Below are 15,257 nucleotides of genomic sequence, written 5' to 3'. Positions count from 1 at the left end.
TCTTGTATTTTATCTCTCTAAAACTCCTGAATTCAAGGCAGCACATCTAACATAAGGCAAAAATATGAGTTTTCTAAAAAATACCACAAGTTTTTCTCTTTTTAAAATTGAAAATCTCCCCGACGGCATACTCGGCAGTTTTGGTGAAAAACTGCGTCAATTCGCGTTCATGCCCATTGACGATACTGTCGCAGAGCGAAGTTACGGCTGGACAAGCATGGAAGACATGGAAGATTATGAGTTTATAAATTCTTTTGAAATAAATAAATATTTTTATTTTGCTTTCCGGGTAGACAGCCGAAATATAGCCCCTGCGGTCTTTAAAAGGTATTTGCAGTTAGCTTTGGAAAAGGAACAACGAGAACTTGCGAAAACAGGACATAACTATATTTCAAAAGAACGCAAAAAAGAAATCAAAGAGCAGGTCAAGCTTGAACTTCTGGCAAAAACACTGCCCACGCCTGCCGTGTATGAGGTTATTTGGGATTTTACCTGCAACATTATTTATTTTGCCTGCACCAATAAAAAGATGATTGAACTTTTTGGCAATTATTTTTTAAAAACCTTAGGCATTGAAACCAAAGAAAAAGGCGAACAGCTGACCTTTGCAGACTTTGAAAATACTTCTTATTTTCCCTCCTGCGATGTAAAACTCTATCAGCTAACCCCTTATAACCGTTGGGTTTTATTGACAGAAGACAATAAGGAGCTGGCACACGAACTGGACAAACTCTTTCCGACTGCTTTTTCAGGCACACAGCCTTTTGATATTGACAGAAATGAAAACCGCATTTTAGGCGAAGAGTTTCTGACCTGGCTTTGGTACAGGGCAGATATGAATATACATTTTCAATTTGTTGATGAAAAAGCCGGTAAGGAATTTTATGTCATTTTTGAAAACAAAATGTCCGTGCGCGGCAGTAATGGGGAAAATAGTTTGCTGACAAGTCTGAGCGGCAGTAATAATCCCATGGATGAGGCACGCCTTGGGCTTGGATTAGGCAAAAAGGTAAACAATGCCTGCATTGTCCTTTCTGATAAGGATATTTCCTTTATTTTTTCACTCAATGCGAAAAATTTTAGTTTTTCTTCATTTTCGATTATTGGCTGGAAAAATAATTATAGCACAGGAAGTGCGAGCCCTCGGAGAGCGAACGAAACAGAAACCACGCTTTCTGTGAGTGAGAGCGAGCGGGTGGCAGGACGCCACTCCGAGCGCAGCTCTTTTGAAGAAATAGAATTTGATGCACATTTGCTGGAAAAAATGCAGTTTTTTGAGCGGGCAAAGGCATATTTTGATATTGTCTATCACGAGTTTATAAAAATACGGCTTGATAAAACAGCTTGGAAAAAAGAAACAGAAGACATCAGAACCTGGATTATTCAATTTTCAAAAAAAGTATCAAAACAGCAGCTTATTAACATGCATGAACACTATATGAAATCTATAAACGGATAAGAATGGCAGGGGACACTATGAGTCAGGTAATAGTTATGCAGGTTGAGGATTTTAAGAGAGTTGTCAATGAAAGTGTGCGGTCAGCCGTGCGTGAGGAACTGAAAACTATTTCTATCGCACCCGAAGTCATGCGGGAAAAGGAAGCTGCAAAATATTTGGGGCTTTCTGCCAATACCCTGCGTCAGTATCGTGTGCAGGGCATTGGTCCGGCATACAGCAAAACGGGTTCGGTCATCACCTATGCAAAAGCCGACCTCGATTATTATTTGAAAAAAGCGAAAGTCAAGACATATTAGTAAGGGTAATTATGAGAGTTGAACCACTTTATAATTTTGACCAAAGATTTTATGTGATACATGAAAAAGAAAATGAAAGACATGTTGTGGAAAGTAGAATTTCAGGCACCTTCAAAAGAAGGTCATGCTATTTATATCGGATTTCAAGCGTCAGGTGGGAGCCTTTTTGGTGTGAAGATTTTACAATAACTGAAAAAGAATTAAAACAAAAAATAGGCACTACATTTTTTTTTAACAGCGTAGAAGCTTTATTGTATATAAAAAAAACAGCCCGTTAAGCAAACGATCCCTGGGAAACTCAATCGCCGTGCCTGTTTTTAAAATGGATTTTCGAGAGAATGGAAAAAGTAAATAATATGTTAGGAAATAATCAATGTTAAGAAACATCCTTTTTGAAAATATTGTCAATAGCAACTGCCGTGGCTTTTCTCGCATCGGGGAAAAGGTGTGTGTATCTGGCGCTCATTTCTATGGAACTGTGTCCCATAAGCTCGGCTATCATGGCTTGCCCCTGCCCGGAGAGGGCAAGCCAGCTTGCGTACGTGTGACGCAGGGTGTGGAAAACGACTTTTTGCCGTGCGTCGGTTATGGGTACGCCGTTTTCTTCGTTCAGTCCGAGCTTTTTGACTGTCCGTTCAAAGGTCTTGCTCACGGAAGCAGCCTTGCCGCCGTTCGGGTTCGGAAAAAGATAGGAAAGGGGCTTTGTCAAAGCGATATATGCTTCAAGTTCCGCTTGAAGTGTTGGGGTCATGATTTGGTGGCGGCTCTTGCTGTTTTTGGGATCTCGGACGTAAATATTTTTGCTGTAAAAATCTATGTCGCTGATTTTGAGTTCGGCAATTTCCCCGAAACGCAGACCGCAGTGCAGGCTGATGAGCGCCTGCAAATAAACGGCGAGGCTGTGCTGTTTGAGTTCGTCAAGAAGCACGTGAGCTTCCTCCGGGGTCAGAAAACGCATGCGGCGGTTGTTCACTTTGGGCAGGGTGATTTTGGAAAAAGGCTTTGTCCCATGATACAGCCCCCAGTCATCCATTTTGTTGATAACACGCTTTATTATGCCGATAATGTAATGAACCGTTTTCGGCGCAAGCCCTTTCCGGGTGAGGTCTGCAATAAGGCTGTCCATGAAATAAACGTCAATTTTATTGATGTCTGTATGAACAAGCGTCGGCAGATTGGTATGAAAAAGGCTTACATCGGATTTATGCCGCTTGCCGCGCGGCAGCAGCCATTCATTCACATATTTTTCAAAGGCTTCTTGCAGAGTAAAGCTTTGCTTCGGGGCTATGCTGCGAAATTCGGCATTATGTTCAAGCCTTCCTTTGGAAAGATGCTCGGCTCGAACTTGCGCGGCATAGGCCTGCGTAAAGCCCTCGCTCGCCCAGCCGATGTCCTTGCGGATGCGCTTCTTGGTTTGCGGGTCGATGTAATCAATCGTAAAACAAATGTCGGGCTTTCCGTTGTGTTTCCGCACATTGCTTTCCCGTATCTGCACGCCGGGGAAACGTGAGGACTTTCTCTTATTTTGACTTGCACTTTTTGCCATAATAACATACCTTAACTTTGCGACTTGGTTGCGACAATTTGGAGTAAAAAATGACCATTTGCGACACGCCTGCGACAAATTCAATATGTCCCAATATACAAAAAATATATGGTATTTCAATGCATATTGAAAATCTATATACAAAAATATACAAGAACATACAAGAAATTTTTCTTTGCTTTTTGCCTCATAACCGGTTGGTCGCAAGTTCAACCCTTGCAGGTTCCACCACATATTTCAAGGACTTATGGCGTTTTGTTCATAAGTCCTCTTTTTTGTAGCCTTTAGCGACAATAAACCACCTGCTATGCAGGTGGAATTAAAAATCTTTAGATACAAGAATGTCCTCCTTTGGTATACATTTGATGTGTTCGTCAATCAAAACCAAAGGAGGACATTTCCATGACTGGAAATCAAAGTTTATCTCATACCAAATGGAATTGCAAATATCATATAGTGTTTGCCCCAAAATATCGCCGTCAAATAATTTATAATAAATTAAAAGAAGATATTGGCAAAATTTTGCGTCAGCTTTGTGAACAAAAGAAAGTAGAAATACATGAAGCCAATGCATGTAAAGATCATATTCACATGTTAGTGTCTATTCCTCCCAATCTTAGTGTATCGTCATTTATGGGGTACTTGAAAGGGAAGAATTCTTTGATGATATTTGATAGACATGCAAATCTCAAATATAAGTATGGAAACAGACATTTTTGGTGCAGGGGGTATTATCTTGATACAGTAGGGAAGAATACAGAGAAAATAAAAGCGTATATTCAAAATCAGTTAAATGAAGATATAATGACTGACCAATATTCGCTCAAAGAATATTATGACCCGTTTACGGGTAGTAAGAATAAATAAGGCATTGGTTAGCTGCTTTAGCAGCAGCTTGTGAATGAAATGCGATTGGTGAACCATTCAAAGTGCCCTAAGGCACAAGCCAGTAACATGCCCTTCTAGGACTTGAGAAGACCACCCGCTCAGCGGGTGGCTTATTTGTCCTGTTTTCAAGGAATTTTAGAACAATAAAGGGCGGATAATCCGCCCTTTATTGTTTACATATCAAGTAGTTTGGCAATGCTTCTGAGTGTGCGTATGGAGTGCTGGACTTCGTTGCGCAGTTCGTCTTTGCGGTAGGTGAGATTGTTGCGCGTGCGGCAGAGTGTATTTCTGGCAATTTACAAACTTCTGTAAAGTGGTTTTGCATTTTTGAGGAAAATAACGCAGGTAGCGTTAATTATAATCCTAGCTTATCAAAAAATACTTTATTTCTTTGTTTCACTATTTTTAATAACTTATCAAAACCGATAATTTCAATATAGGCATTATAATTAGCGTTGAATCCAAAGAAACCCAGTTGATCTTCGGTTATAGTTAATCCAAATCGCATAGCTCGGTCTTTTAATGTTTTTTCAACGTCAGCCAAAATATAGCAAAAAGCAGGAGAGTTTATATTGCTTGTAACACGCCTTCCTCTATGATCTTTTATTTTTCCATCTCTAATTTTTGTCAAATAGTCTAACACTTGATCTATCGGATTATCATCAATTGTATAATTATCTCGCATTGGTCGTTTTATTTCGATAATTTTTATTGCAGCTAAATTTTCTTCATTTGTATTATTTACTAACAGTGGGTTATCAAAAAAATTAATTCCCAAAATGTCAGGGCGCTTTGATTCTTTTGTATCAATTAATTCGCAGCGGTTTAGTGGAAGATCAGAAGATAAATAGCTGTAAAATGTTAAATTATCATCTATCAGCCATAAATTTGCTGTATCAAAATTTGTTTCATTGTGTGTTGTTTTTAAAGGCATAATAAGTGAATGGACGATTTTTTCTAATTCATATTCATCCATACTTTGTTCATTTTTGAATGAATTTATTGCTTTTTCGAAAAAATCAATAACTATTTTCCTGTGTGAAATATATTCAGCCAAGGTAGACTTACTTACATCATCTATCAGTGAGAGGTAGTGATTTAAATTTTGGGTATATTGTTCAGAAAATTTTTGAGGAATACTTGAAATATTTCCATTATCTTTTTTTATTTCGTCCTCAAGTTTTATTTTTTCTTTATATAGAATTAAATCAATATCCTTATCTTTTAATTCCGGATCTATGTTAAGATTTGAACAATATTTTAGAATAGTCTTATATTTTGGGTTATCTTTAACAAAATTTTGTAAGCGTATTTGCCCTAATTTTTTGTTTTGCTCAATAGAATCTTTAAAGGTATTTTCTAATATGGAATAAATTTTTTTGTTAATATCTTCAATTGTAGGCTCTCCAAGGAGGTTATGCTGAGGATCACTTTTTTCTTCTATATCAAAATCTGTTCTTTCTTGCCTTACTTTTTCATCTAAATATGGTGAAGATAAAAAACAAAGGCAAGAAAATTTTCCATTTTTATCTTGCAGGTTTTTATATAATCCATCAATTTTTCCTGATAAATCAATTTTTTTTACCAATCTGTTGGCAGCACAGTAATGAATAGTGTGAGCAATGCTTTTTCTTGTTTTTACAATGTAAAGTTTAAAATTACTTTTTTCACAAAAAAAATTTTCTTGTATAACTTCATTTGTGTTTATTTCATAGAATAAATCAGTCAGACTTATTTTTTCATTCATTTCATTGTCAATTATTGTAATAACGGGACATGAATTATTGAAAAAATAGAGAAGGCAATGTTCAAGCAGGTCATTGGCAATTGCTGAGGTTGTTTTTCTTGCAGCTTCTCTGTAAGAAGTTTTAAAATTTAACAATTTAACAACGGTTTTAAAATTGTGATCAAAACTTTCTTTTTTTTCCGGGAGCTCAGGGGTAATCCCTGTTTCTTTTGTAAAATGAAAATGTCTGCAATAAAATGTATTATTTTTTTTGAATTGGCTATATATTTCAACCTGTTCAAAAGCCTTAAGCCATAAAAGTCTTCCAATTCCTTTACAGCCTTTTTTTTCTTTATGCTCAGAATCCAATGTATTAAAGGAATCCAAGTTTGTATCATTAAAACCGATGCCATTGTCAGTAATATGAAATTCAATTATTTCTGGCAAAGGGGGTTTTGTTGTTTCATTTTTAATTAATGACAATTCTTCTTCGGTTTTTGTTTTTCGTATAATTTGAATATCAATAGCACATTTTGATAATTCAATGTCTTTTCTTTCTTCGCAGGCATGAATAGAGTTTATGACAGCTTCAAATAAAGGAAAAAGTGCATGTGATTTTTTTAAAGAAGTATTTTTTAATCTTCCTTGCAAATTTGTAGTTATACTCATTTGAGAATTTTCCTTATTTGTTTTTTTCATAATACTACTCGAAATATTGATTTTTGTCATTAATTAAATGAACTTGTAATTAAACATAATAAAAGTTACTAGTTGCAGTGTGTTACGATTTTAAAAGGAAAAGTAAATTGTGTTTACTTGTTATTTTCATTTAATTTGTCGTTATAGCCTGTTATCATTACATCCCATTTTCCGTGTTCCGCATACATTTTTTTAGCGGATATTTCGACGACTTGTTTGTCGTCCAACCAGAAGTTCAGGCGGGTTAGCGTGTCTAAGAGCTGTTTGCAGAGGTTGTCGATGTCCGGCTTTTTGGTGGGACAGATTTTTCCTGCAAGCGCAAGCTCCCTTTTCTTTTTGCTGAAGCTTTGCGGAACGGGGATATGGGCGACGAAAAGAACGGTAACGGCCTCTTTGAACGGTTCTTTTGGAGCATGAGGAGCGATGAGGGCCTCAAGGGTTTGTTCGTTGCTTTTTTGCTGTTCGCTTTTGTATGTGACGCTGAACCCGCTGCGTACTGCATGGCGTGGTCTTGCTTGGGTGGTGGGAGCGGTATTTATGATGAACCGTATTGTATTATTCATGATTTTGTTCTTTTATCAATATGCCTATTGGTTATTTCTAAGCAATAGGCATATGTTGGGGATTAGGTTTTTTGGGGGAGGTAGGAGGTATTGTCGCATGCGCTGCCGCATGAAATTTATTTACCGTTCGTATAGAAAGAATCATCATCCACGAAATTGGATTGGATTATTTTTTCTTCCCGTCTGTGTTCTTTTTCGGTTTTAATTTTTTGTTCTTCTGCAAGGCGTTCTTCCGGGGACATGCTGTCCATGTATTGTCTGAACGGGCTTTTTTCTTCTGCCGGGGTTTCGGCAGGCGTTTCTTTTTTGCTTCTTTCTTTTTTAGGTTTTTCCGATACCGTTTCAGCTTCAGCGGGAAGTTCCTTTTTATCGGGAGCGGTTTCAACCGGTTTTGCCGGAGGGATATACGCATTTTCAATATCGGTGACGATGTAGTTTCCTTTTTCGTCTTGCTGCATATCGAAAACTTCTTCTTCCGTTGAAAGCCCCATGCTTATTTCCGGGGCGTTGGTTCTGATGAGCAGGCTTGCCGCGCGGTATTGGAGCATGAGTTCCGGCATGGTTTGCCACTTACTACATTCCTTTCCGTACTTGTCCTTTTTGCTGTACCAACCCTCTTTCTTTGCTAGTCCAATAGTGACTTCCGCAGTTTTTATTGACGCAGTGGGTGTATTGGTGCGGGTGTTGTCGATAAGGTGTGTTCCTTGGGCGTGCAGGGTGTTTATGAGTGCAACGGAGGAAGTCAGGCTTTGCGCAATAAGGAATTTGTCAACCGTAATGCGGAAATGTGGCACAAAGTCAAGGAATGGCTGAAAGCTGGCGGTTCCATTCCCGATGACAGCGCTTTGTGCGATCAGCTGACGAATAGGGAATATGGTTATGACAATACCAGCCGTTTGCAGCTTAAGAAAAAGGACGACATGAAAAAGCGCGGATTGTCAAGCCCGGACAGGGCTGACGCTTTGGCGCTGACTTTTTATGCCGATGTCGCAAGCAATTATTTGCCCCATGCTCCGGTACTGCATGCTGCGAAAACCGAATACGATTTATGGAGCATGTAATGGAAGCTGTTTTGGAAATAAAGCTCATGGACAGTTACGACAAAGACAATCTCTTTGATATTTATGCACGTTTACAGGAAGAAAGGCGGCTGAATATCTTTCTCTATTCTGATGACAGTTTGCAAAATTTCTTTGGCTTGTTTCAAGACCAATGGATTTATATCCCCATTGTTGACGGAGAAGAAGCGGGATTTACGGCGTTTAATGATTTTATGGGTAAAAACGCGTTTTTCCATTTTTGCATATGGCGCGGATATGAGCGGTTTACGGTGGATTTTGGCAAAATGATTTTTAAAACCGTTTTTCGGAACGGAGATTTGGAAAACATTTTGGGACTTACGCCGGAAAATTACCGGCATGTATTTCCTGTTCTTCACGGGGTGGGCATGAAAGAAATATGCACGCTTGAAAAGGCGTGTCTGGTCCGTGGAAAATACAGAAACGGTGTAGTTTCTAAAATAAACAAAGAATATTTCATGCGTGAGGTGTTATCATGAAAATTTATACTGAAATCGTTCTTGATTGGAACGGAAAAGAAATTTCAAGTTCCAGTTATGAATATGACGGCGAAGTCGTTTTGTGCAAAGGCGGAAAAAGCGCACCCGCGCCTGCGCCCGCACCGGAACCAGTACAAAAGGTGCAGACAAAGGCTGTTATAGAGCATTTTAACACAGCAGAAAAGCCTTGATTTTATCAATATGGAAAAAGAGGCTCCCGTAACTGTCGGGATATACATGAGCGATTTTTTATCTGCAACGAACATGCAGGATAATGTCCAACAGCTAGCGCAACTGGAAAAGCATTTTGCTCAATTAAGTAGAAAACCAAGGAACTATGTTCTTGAAGCGGGAGCTTCAAGGTTAGGAGAACAATATCAAAGTAAGCCAAAAGGTTTCAACACCTTTGAAGCCGCAGGATATGGTTTGCTTTCAGGACTGAACAGCGGCAAAAGGGGTTTGCAGACTGTACTCAATGATTTTCTTACCAAGATGAATTATGAAAGCTATATTTCCGAAGATGTGCAGAAACAGCTGCGCAATGCTTCCGATGAGGCAATTTTGGAACTTGCGGCTTCTTTTTATCCTGACGATGAGGGAGCTCGGAACAATCTGATTAATATGTATAAAGGGTATCGCGACGCTTTTGTAAAACAGGCGACGGATTTATTTGAAAACGCTCCGAAGTGGCTGGAAAAGGCACAGCAGACAGGAGGGATAAACGAATTTATTTTTGACGTGTCCGCAGGGATTGCCCAGCTTGCGCCCATGGTTGCGGCAAGTGTGGCAACAGGCGGCGGCACGGTAGCCCCGTTTTTAACCGGTTTGGTTATGAATTACGGGCAGACGCTTGACCAATACAGGCAAGACCCGCTTGCTTTGCAGGAGAATGCGAGAGAGGCGGCGATGATAAACGCTTTTCTCAGCGCGCCTCTTGACGCCTTCGGTGCCAAGGGGATTGGCAAAGCTTTCATAAAGCCTAAGACGGCAACGGGGCATGCCCTCAAAACGTGGCTCACAGGGGCCGGACATGAGGGCGTTACGGAATATGCACAAGCGTACCCCGAACTTTTGGCAAAGCAATACGCGTACGGAAAATTTGATAATTTTGAATGGAGCGCAATAGGCGGTTTTTTGAACGAAGCTTTCAGCGCGGACTTTCAAAAGGATGCTTTGTATCAAGGGGCTGTGGGGGCTGTTGCGGGGGGCAGTCTTGGTGCTTTCGGCATCAAGAGCGAGTATAAAAAACAAGCCAATCAGATTACCCGGCTTGTGGAAGCACAGAAACTTGCCAAGGAACAGCCCGAAATTTTCAAAAACCTTGTGGGACAGCTTAAAAACGGCGGTGTGGATATTCCCGATATATACGTTCCCGCAAGCGCAGTAGAGGCTTTGAGGCAGGAACGCAGCGCGGAACTTACGGATTTTGACAAACAGCCTCTTGACGTGTTCCTTGATGAGGCGGGTATCAGCCATGAAGAATACGGGTTTGCGGCTGCAAGCGGCGGCTCTTTGCAGATTTCAGGCGAGAACATACACAAAGCCATGCAGACAAGCATAGGCGGGCGTTTACTGCAAAATGACGCATTCAGCATATCGAGCGAATTTGCAACGGACAGTATGGACAGTTTTTTAGGCGCACTGTATCAGCAAAAAGAAAAAATTGACAATCTTTCCAAGGCTGTTGAAGCACAGCAGAGCCAAACGCAGGAGATAAACTCCGATTTTGACGAATACACGGAAAGCATGCTGAAAGACGAGGCGGAACTTTCCCCGGAAATGTTTGCGGAAGTGCAGAATGTGCAGGCTGTTCTTGATACGCAATTCAAAGCGTACAATGAAGAAAACTATCTTATGCAGCAGATAGCGAACGACATAACGGAAAGTACCAAGCTGACGGACAATCCCTACAATGAAACGCAGAGCAGGACGTTAGCGTCTTTATTCATGGCGAATATCAAGACAGAGGCGGAAAACTACAATCTTCCTTTGCTGGACGCTTTCAATAAGAACCGCCCTTTATTCTTGGGGACAGTGGCAAGCAAGGCTGATTATGAAAACATTATCGCACGGGCGAGACAAGAGGCAGGGCTTGCCAATTTCAACAAAGACGCAGTGGAAAGAGAAAATGCCTTGTATCAACAGCAGGAAGCAGAAGCAAAATTACAGGGCGAAATTGCAGAGTGGGAGAACGTAATAACCTCTTTAGAAAAGAAACCAAGAAACAATATTTTGATGTTGAAGCAAACACCACTGGCAATGCATTTAGTTGGGGCTGATTTTAAAGAACTGCATATTGCCCCTCATGCTTTTGACGGATTATATCCAGCAGAAAAGACTAACCCAGAACACAATATACATCCAAATATTGATAAAGATATTTTGAAAAAAATACCTCAAGCATTGGCTGATCCTGTAGCTGTATATCAAGATAAAGATAACAATAACAGATTTATTTTTATTACTGATATAACAGATAAAAAAGGAGCAACTGTTGTTATTCCTGTTGATTTTAAAGGGAATACAGACAGAGCAGAAATAAATATTATTTTATCTGTTTTTGCAAAAAATAATAAAAAAGATGAACCAAGTATGAATTGGTTTTTAGAGCAAGCTGAAAAACTTGTTTATGTGAATAGAAATAAAGATAAATATTTTTGGCAAAAAAATAAGCGCCTACTAAAGGACGTAAGCGCTAAAGCGAAAGGGGTCATGTCCGCCGGGACTAATTCCCTTTGGGATGTGTCCCAATCACTTGGACTTAACATATATAATGAGAGCGATTTAGTCAAGTTAAAAAATCAATACCCTACGTTTTACCAAGACGACAATGCCAATATCCGTGGCTCTATTCAACAAGTGGAGGGCGCAAAAGCCATTATCAGATTTTTTACTTCCGCGGATATAAGCACGGGATTTCACGAGTTCGGGCATTATATGCAGTTTGCCATGGAACAGAAAGCACGGCTTGAAAACGCAAGGGAGCAGGATATTCAGGACTGGAAAACGGCCTGTGACTTTGTGGGCGCAAAAGAGGGTGAAGCATGGACACGGGAGCAGCATGAAAAATTCGCCGACGCTGTTCTTGAATATCTGCACAGGGGCGAAGCACCAAGCAAGAACCTGAAACGGGTATTTGCCAACATAGCCCGCTGGCTGACAAAATTATATGAAAAGATTTCACATTCAGGCGTTGAAATCAACCCGCAATTGAAAGAAGTTTTTGACAGACAGCTTGCAACGGAAAAAGAAATACTTGCGGCACGGCAGAAGCTTGGCATTGCGGAAACGAACCCGATTTTGAGTTCCGTACAGGAGCGGGACTTGGCGTTTCTGTCCCCGGAAAAAAGAGAACAGTTCAATGCGCTTGCGCAGGATTCCGATATTGATGCATACAGCGCCATGACGGAGAAGAAAGGCAGGGAGCTTGAAGAGCATAAGAAAATATGGAACAGCAACGCGGAACTTGCCTATCAGCTTGATAAGGACACCGTGCTTCTTGAGCAGATTATTGACGAGGGCGGTATATACATAGACGAGGATTTACGGGAGCAGTACAGGGAAAGCCTTGTTGAAACACACAGGCAAAGACCAGCCCAGTACAATGCAATTTTTACTTCCGACAAAAGCAAGTCCGTTGACATCGAGCTTGCGGCAGAGCGTTTCGGCTTTGAGGGACCCGGAGCCGTTGACAGTTTTATGGGGCATATTGCCTCTTTGCCCAATAAGGAGCGTTTTATTGCCGAATACGTTGCGGAGTGCACTGAACAGCGTATCGATGAAACTGTTTATTTTGATGTCGGCAGATACATGTCGATGCGTTTGGTGCGTTCTGACAGTTAGAATGAAAGCATTATGAATACAAAAAAACAGGAAAAGAGGCAATGCTGATTTTCTATGGTAAATTTAAAATTCATTTAAAAAAAACAGTTCGGTATTATTTCTTTGATTTTTATAAAAATAACGGCTCTCAACCATTATCTTTGATAAGATTATGGTCAAGAGCTTATTTTATTTATGCTGATTATCAGAAGAAGTGCAGGGGATAATCATTAATCATATGAATTAAAATCTATGCATAAGTAGCTAAAATGCATGCATATAATGCATGTATTTCATAAATAGTAATGCAATAAAAAATCAATGCGGAAAATGCGGAAAAAATTTTTAGCCGGTATTGTCTATAAAAATCAAATATAATCAGTGTGTTATCGCTGAATAAAAAAGTTTGTTCCATTATTCTTTAATGGTTTTAAAAGAAAAAATTTAAAAACCATATTGACGCAAGAAAAATGCTGTGTAACCGTAAAGGCAAGTAGGGAATATGCTTACTACTTGAATTATTTATGTTTATTTGATTGAGCATAAAAACGGCTGAGAAACCTTTGCAAAGTTATTTTTGAAATTGAAAATGCAAAGCAATAGGATAACAATTTAATAATAGGAGCAAATCCATGACACAAGAGCGCATTACCACTTTATTAACTGAAAACCGTAGTTATTTACCCCCCGAACATGGTAAGTCTAGTGCGTGGATTAGCGGTACGGAAGAGGCGAGGGCCATTTGCCAGCGCGCTCTTGATGATCCTGATGATTTTTGGGCGGCCCGTGCGACGCAGCTCATACATTGGTATAAACGCTGGGACAAGGTTTTGGAATCCGATGAAGTAAATCATAAATACCGTTGGTTTACCAATGCGAAATTGAACGCCTCTTTCAACTGTATTGACAGACACATCATTTCCGGCAGGCGAAATAAAGCCGCGCTTATCTGGCAAGGCGAACGTGAAATGGATGTGCGTTGCTTCACGTATCAAATGCTTTATACGGAAGTTTGCCGTGTCGCCCACGCGCTTAATTCTTTGCACGTGAAAAAAGGCGACAGGGTTGCCCTTTATATGCCCATGATTCCGGAACTTGTTATTTCAATGCTTGCCTGCGCGCGGATAGGCGCGATACATACCGCGATTTTTTCAGGCTATGCGGAAGGCGGTGTGCGCAGCCGTATTCAAGATTCCAAGGCGAAAGTCGTCATCACCGCTGACGGTGTAATCCGTGCCGGTTCCGTAAAGCCTTTGAAAGCGAATTTGGACCCGATTTTGGAAAAATGTCCTTCTGTCGCCCATGTTTTGGTTGTTCATCATGCGAACATGCAAGATGTGAATATGGTTAAAAACCGTGATATTTGGTGGCATGATTTAGTGGAAGATTTTACTTTGGACGTTGATTTTCCCTGCGTGCCCATGGATGCGAACGATCCGCTTTTCCTCCTGCACACAAGCGGAAGTACGGGCAAACCTTCAGGCATTCTGCATTCAACCGGCGGGTATTTGACGTATGCCGCCCATACCTCGCAATGGATTTTTGATATGCGTGACGACGACGTATATTGGTGTACGGCGGATATGGGCTGGATAACGGGGCATACTTACGGTGTATACGGTCCGCTGTCTCTCGGGGCGACAACGCTTATGTTCGAAGGCGTTCCCACGTATCCGAAACCGGACCGCTACTGGCGTATCGTGGAAAAATTCCGTGTGAATATTTTATATACGGCTCCGACGGTTATCCGTTCCCTTATGCGTATGGGGGAAGCGTGGCCGGAACGCTATGATTTGCGCACCCTGCGCGTGCTCGGTTCCGTAGGTGAGCCTATCAACCCCGAAGCTTGGGAATGGTTCCATAAAGTCATCGGCGGAGGCGAACTTCCGATTGTCGACACATGGTGGCAAACGGAATCAGGCGGGGCAATGATCAGCCCGTTTCCTTATGCTTCAAGGCTGAAACCCGGTTCAGCCTCTTTCCCTCTGCCGGGCATTGACGCGGTTGTCATGGGTGACGCGAAAAAAGACGGGGAAGACGTGAGTCATGAAAATACGAAAGCAGGGCACTTGGTTATCCGTAAGCCTTGGCCCGGCATGATGCTTGGCGTTTATAACGATGAAGAAAAATATCAAAGTTATTTCAAACGCTTTGGTTATTTTGATTCCGGTGACGGCGCCGAAATTGACGAAGACGGTTATTTTTGGATTTTAGGACGTATGGACGACAATATCAATGTTTCCGGCCACCGTTTGTCAACGGCTGAAATCGAGGCTGTTTTGACCGCCAATCAGTATGTTTCCGAGGCAGCGGTTGTTTCCATGCCGCATGAAATAAAAGGTGAAGCCATTTACGCGTATGTTGTTTTGAAAGATGACATCGCATGGACGGATGATATCAGAAAACTTTTGAAAGAGGCGATCCGTAAGAATATCGGCGCGCTTGCTTCTCCTGAATATATCCAGTTTGTGGAAAGCATGCCGAAAACGCAGTCAGGAAAAATCATCCGCAGAATGCTGCGTAAAATCGCGGGCAATGTTTACGACGATATCGGCGACACAACAGCCCTTGCAAGACCAGAAGTCATTGATGAAATCATTTACGGACATAAAAATATTCTTGAGGGACGCCCGGAAACGGCGAAACGGCAGGATGAACCGGCTGAAGATCAGGAAAAAGAATAGCGGGTGTTGCGCAAGT

13 protein-coding genes are annotated in these 15,257 nt (G+C 40.9%); 9 read left to right on the top strand and 4 right to left on the bottom strand.

Annotation, left to right across the window (positions count from 1 at the left end; all coding sequences use genetic code 11):
- The first annotated feature begins 64 nt into the window (after nucleotides 1-64).
- Genes rdgC through JBF11_RS03390 form a run of 3 tightly spaced genes read left to right on the top strand, consistent with a single transcriptional unit; the run spans nucleotide 65 to nucleotide 2,033 of the window.
- Nucleotides 65-1,459: a recombination-associated protein RdgC gene (gene rdgC, locus JBF11_RS03400; RefSeq protein ID WP_334315976.1), complete on the top strand. Its 1,395-nt coding sequence runs from the start codon at nucleotides 65-67 to the stop codon at nucleotides 1,457-1,459.
- A 17-nt stretch (nucleotides 1,460-1,476) separates the two neighbouring features.
- Nucleotides 1,477-1,755 carry a helix-turn-helix domain-containing protein gene (locus JBF11_RS03395; RefSeq protein ID WP_334315975.1) on the top strand — a complete coding sequence of 93 codons (279 nt, stop codon included), beginning with the start codon at nucleotides 1,477-1,479 and terminating at the stop codon, nucleotides 1,753-1,755.
- An 11-nt stretch (nucleotides 1,756-1,766) separates the two neighbouring features.
- Nucleotides 1,767-2,033: a hypothetical protein gene (locus JBF11_RS03390; RefSeq protein WP_334315974.1), complete on the top strand. Its 267-nt coding sequence runs from the start codon at nucleotides 1,767-1,769 to the stop codon at nucleotides 2,031-2,033.
- A 98-nt stretch (nucleotides 2,034-2,131) separates the two neighbouring features.
- Here the strand turns inward: JBF11_RS03390 and JBF11_RS03385 are convergent, their stop codons facing one another.
- The gene (locus JBF11_RS03385) at nucleotides 2,132-3,301 is read right to left on the bottom strand and encodes a tyrosine-type recombinase/integrase (protein ID WP_334315973.1); all 1,170 of its coding nucleotides are present in this window, start codon (nucleotides 3,299-3,301) and stop codon (nucleotides 2,132-2,134) included.
- Between the two features lie 402 nt (nucleotides 3,302-3,703).
- On the opposite strand from JBF11_RS03385, the gene tnpA reads away from it, so the two are divergent.
- Nucleotides 3,704-4,168, top strand: a complete 465-nt coding sequence (gene tnpA / locus JBF11_RS03380; RefSeq protein WP_334315972.1) for an IS200/IS605 family transposase — start codon at nucleotides 3,704-3,706, stop codon at nucleotides 4,166-4,168.
- A 376-nt stretch (nucleotides 4,169-4,544) separates the two neighbouring features.
- Here tnpA and JBF11_RS03375 read toward each other — a convergent pair whose 3' ends face one another.
- The 3 genes from JBF11_RS03375 to JBF11_RS03365 form a co-directional block, all read right to left on the bottom strand.
- Nucleotides 4,545-6,614 (bottom strand): ATP-binding protein, encoded by a 2,070-nt coding sequence (locus JBF11_RS03375; protein WP_334315971.1) that lies wholly within the window; start codon nucleotides 6,612-6,614, stop codon nucleotides 4,545-4,547.
- A 113-nt stretch (nucleotides 6,615-6,727) separates the two neighbouring features.
- Nucleotides 6,728-7,177, bottom strand: a complete 450-nt coding sequence (locus JBF11_RS03370; protein ID WP_334315970.1) for a RusA family crossover junction endodeoxyribonuclease — start codon at nucleotides 7,175-7,177, stop codon at nucleotides 6,728-6,730.
- 116 nt (nucleotides 7,178-7,293) lie between these two features.
- The gene (locus JBF11_RS03365; RefSeq protein ID WP_334315969.1) at nucleotides 7,294-7,737 is read right to left on the bottom strand and encodes a hypothetical protein; all 444 of its coding nucleotides are present in this window, start codon (nucleotides 7,735-7,737) and stop codon (nucleotides 7,294-7,296) included.
- A gap of 144 nt (nucleotides 7,738-7,881) precedes the next feature.
- Between JBF11_RS03365 and JBF11_RS03360 the strand changes: the two genes are divergently transcribed.
- From JBF11_RS03360 to acs, 5 genes are all read left to right on the top strand, one after another.
- Nucleotides 7,882-8,238, top strand: coding sequence for a hypothetical protein (locus JBF11_RS03360; RefSeq protein ID WP_334315968.1), 357 nt, complete (start codon nucleotides 7,882-7,884; stop codon nucleotides 8,236-8,238).
- A complete protein-coding gene (locus JBF11_RS03355; protein WP_334315967.1) occupies nucleotides 8,238-8,735 on the top strand; it encodes a hypothetical protein in 498 nt (165 codons plus the stop codon). The genes JBF11_RS03360 and JBF11_RS03355 overlap by 1 nt, the downstream gene beginning before the upstream one ends.
- Nucleotides 8,732-8,926 carry a hypothetical protein gene (locus JBF11_RS03350; RefSeq protein WP_334315966.1) on the top strand — a complete coding sequence of 65 codons (195 nt, stop codon included), beginning with the start codon at nucleotides 8,732-8,734 and terminating at the stop codon, nucleotides 8,924-8,926. The genes JBF11_RS03355 and JBF11_RS03350 overlap by 4 nt, the downstream gene beginning before the upstream one ends.
- Nucleotides 8,927-8,972: 46 nt before the next feature.
- Entirely contained in the window at nucleotides 8,973-12,578 is a 3,606-nt protein-coding gene (locus JBF11_RS03345; protein WP_334315965.1) for a MuF-C-terminal domain-containing protein, read from the top strand.
- A 611-nt stretch (nucleotides 12,579-13,189) separates the two neighbouring features.
- The gene (acs, locus tag JBF11_RS03340) at nucleotides 13,190-15,241 is read left to right on the top strand and encodes an acetate--CoA ligase (RefSeq protein WP_334315964.1); all 2,052 of its coding nucleotides are present in this window, start codon (nucleotides 13,190-13,192) and stop codon (nucleotides 15,239-15,241) included.
- Nucleotides 15,242-15,257 lie beyond the last annotated feature (16 nt).

Source organism: Taurinivorans muris (assembly GCF_025232395.1).
GTDB lineage: Bacteria > Desulfobacterota > Desulfovibrionia > Desulfovibrionales > Desulfovibrionaceae > Taurinivorans > Taurinivorans muris.
Note: the sequence above shows the minus strand (reverse complement) of the source record. Positions and strands in the feature narration are given on the sequence as shown.

Bases quoted from the DNA above. Each gene is read 5' to 3' on its own strand.
- JBF11_RS03365 (WP_334315969.1), bottom strand. From the start codon at position 7,737: ATGCCGGAACTCATGCTCCAATACCGCGCGGCAAGCCTGCTCATCAGA.
- JBF11_RS03395 (WP_334315975.1), top strand. From the start codon at position 1,477: ATGAGTCAGGTAATAGTTATGCAGGTTGAGGATTTTAAGAGAGTTGTC.
- JBF11_RS03370 (WP_334315970.1), bottom strand. From the start codon at position 7,177: ATGAATAATACAATACGGTTCATCATAAATACCGCTCCCACCACCCAA.
- JBF11_RS03385 (WP_334315973.1), bottom strand. From the start codon at position 3,301: ATGGCAAAAAGTGCAAGTCAAAATAAGAGAAAGTCCTCACGTTTCCCC.
- JBF11_RS03390 (WP_334315974.1), top strand. From the start codon at position 1,767: ATGAGAGTTGAACCACTTTATAATTTTGACCAAAGATTTTATGTGATA.
- acs (WP_334315964.1), top strand. From the start codon at position 13,190: ATGACACAAGAGCGCATTACCACTTTATTAACTGAAAACCGTAGTTAT.
- JBF11_RS03345 (WP_334315965.1), top strand. From the start codon at position 8,973: ATGAGCGATTTTTTATCTGCAACGAACATGCAGGATAATGTCCAACAG.
- rdgC (WP_334315976.1), top strand. From the start codon at position 65: ATGAGTTTTCTAAAAAATACCACAAGTTTTTCTCTTTTTAAAATTGAA.
- JBF11_RS03355 (WP_334315967.1), top strand. From the start codon at position 8,238: ATGGAAGCTGTTTTGGAAATAAAGCTCATGGACAGTTACGACAAAGAC.
- JBF11_RS03350 (WP_334315966.1), top strand. From the start codon at position 8,732: ATGAAAATTTATACTGAAATCGTTCTTGATTGGAACGGAAAAGAAATT.
- JBF11_RS03375 (WP_334315971.1), bottom strand. From the start codon at position 6,614: ATGAAAAAAACAAATAAGGAAAATTCTCAAATGAGTATAACTACAAAT.
- tnpA (WP_334315972.1), top strand. From the start codon at position 3,704: ATGACTGGAAATCAAAGTTTATCTCATACCAAATGGAATTGCAAATAT.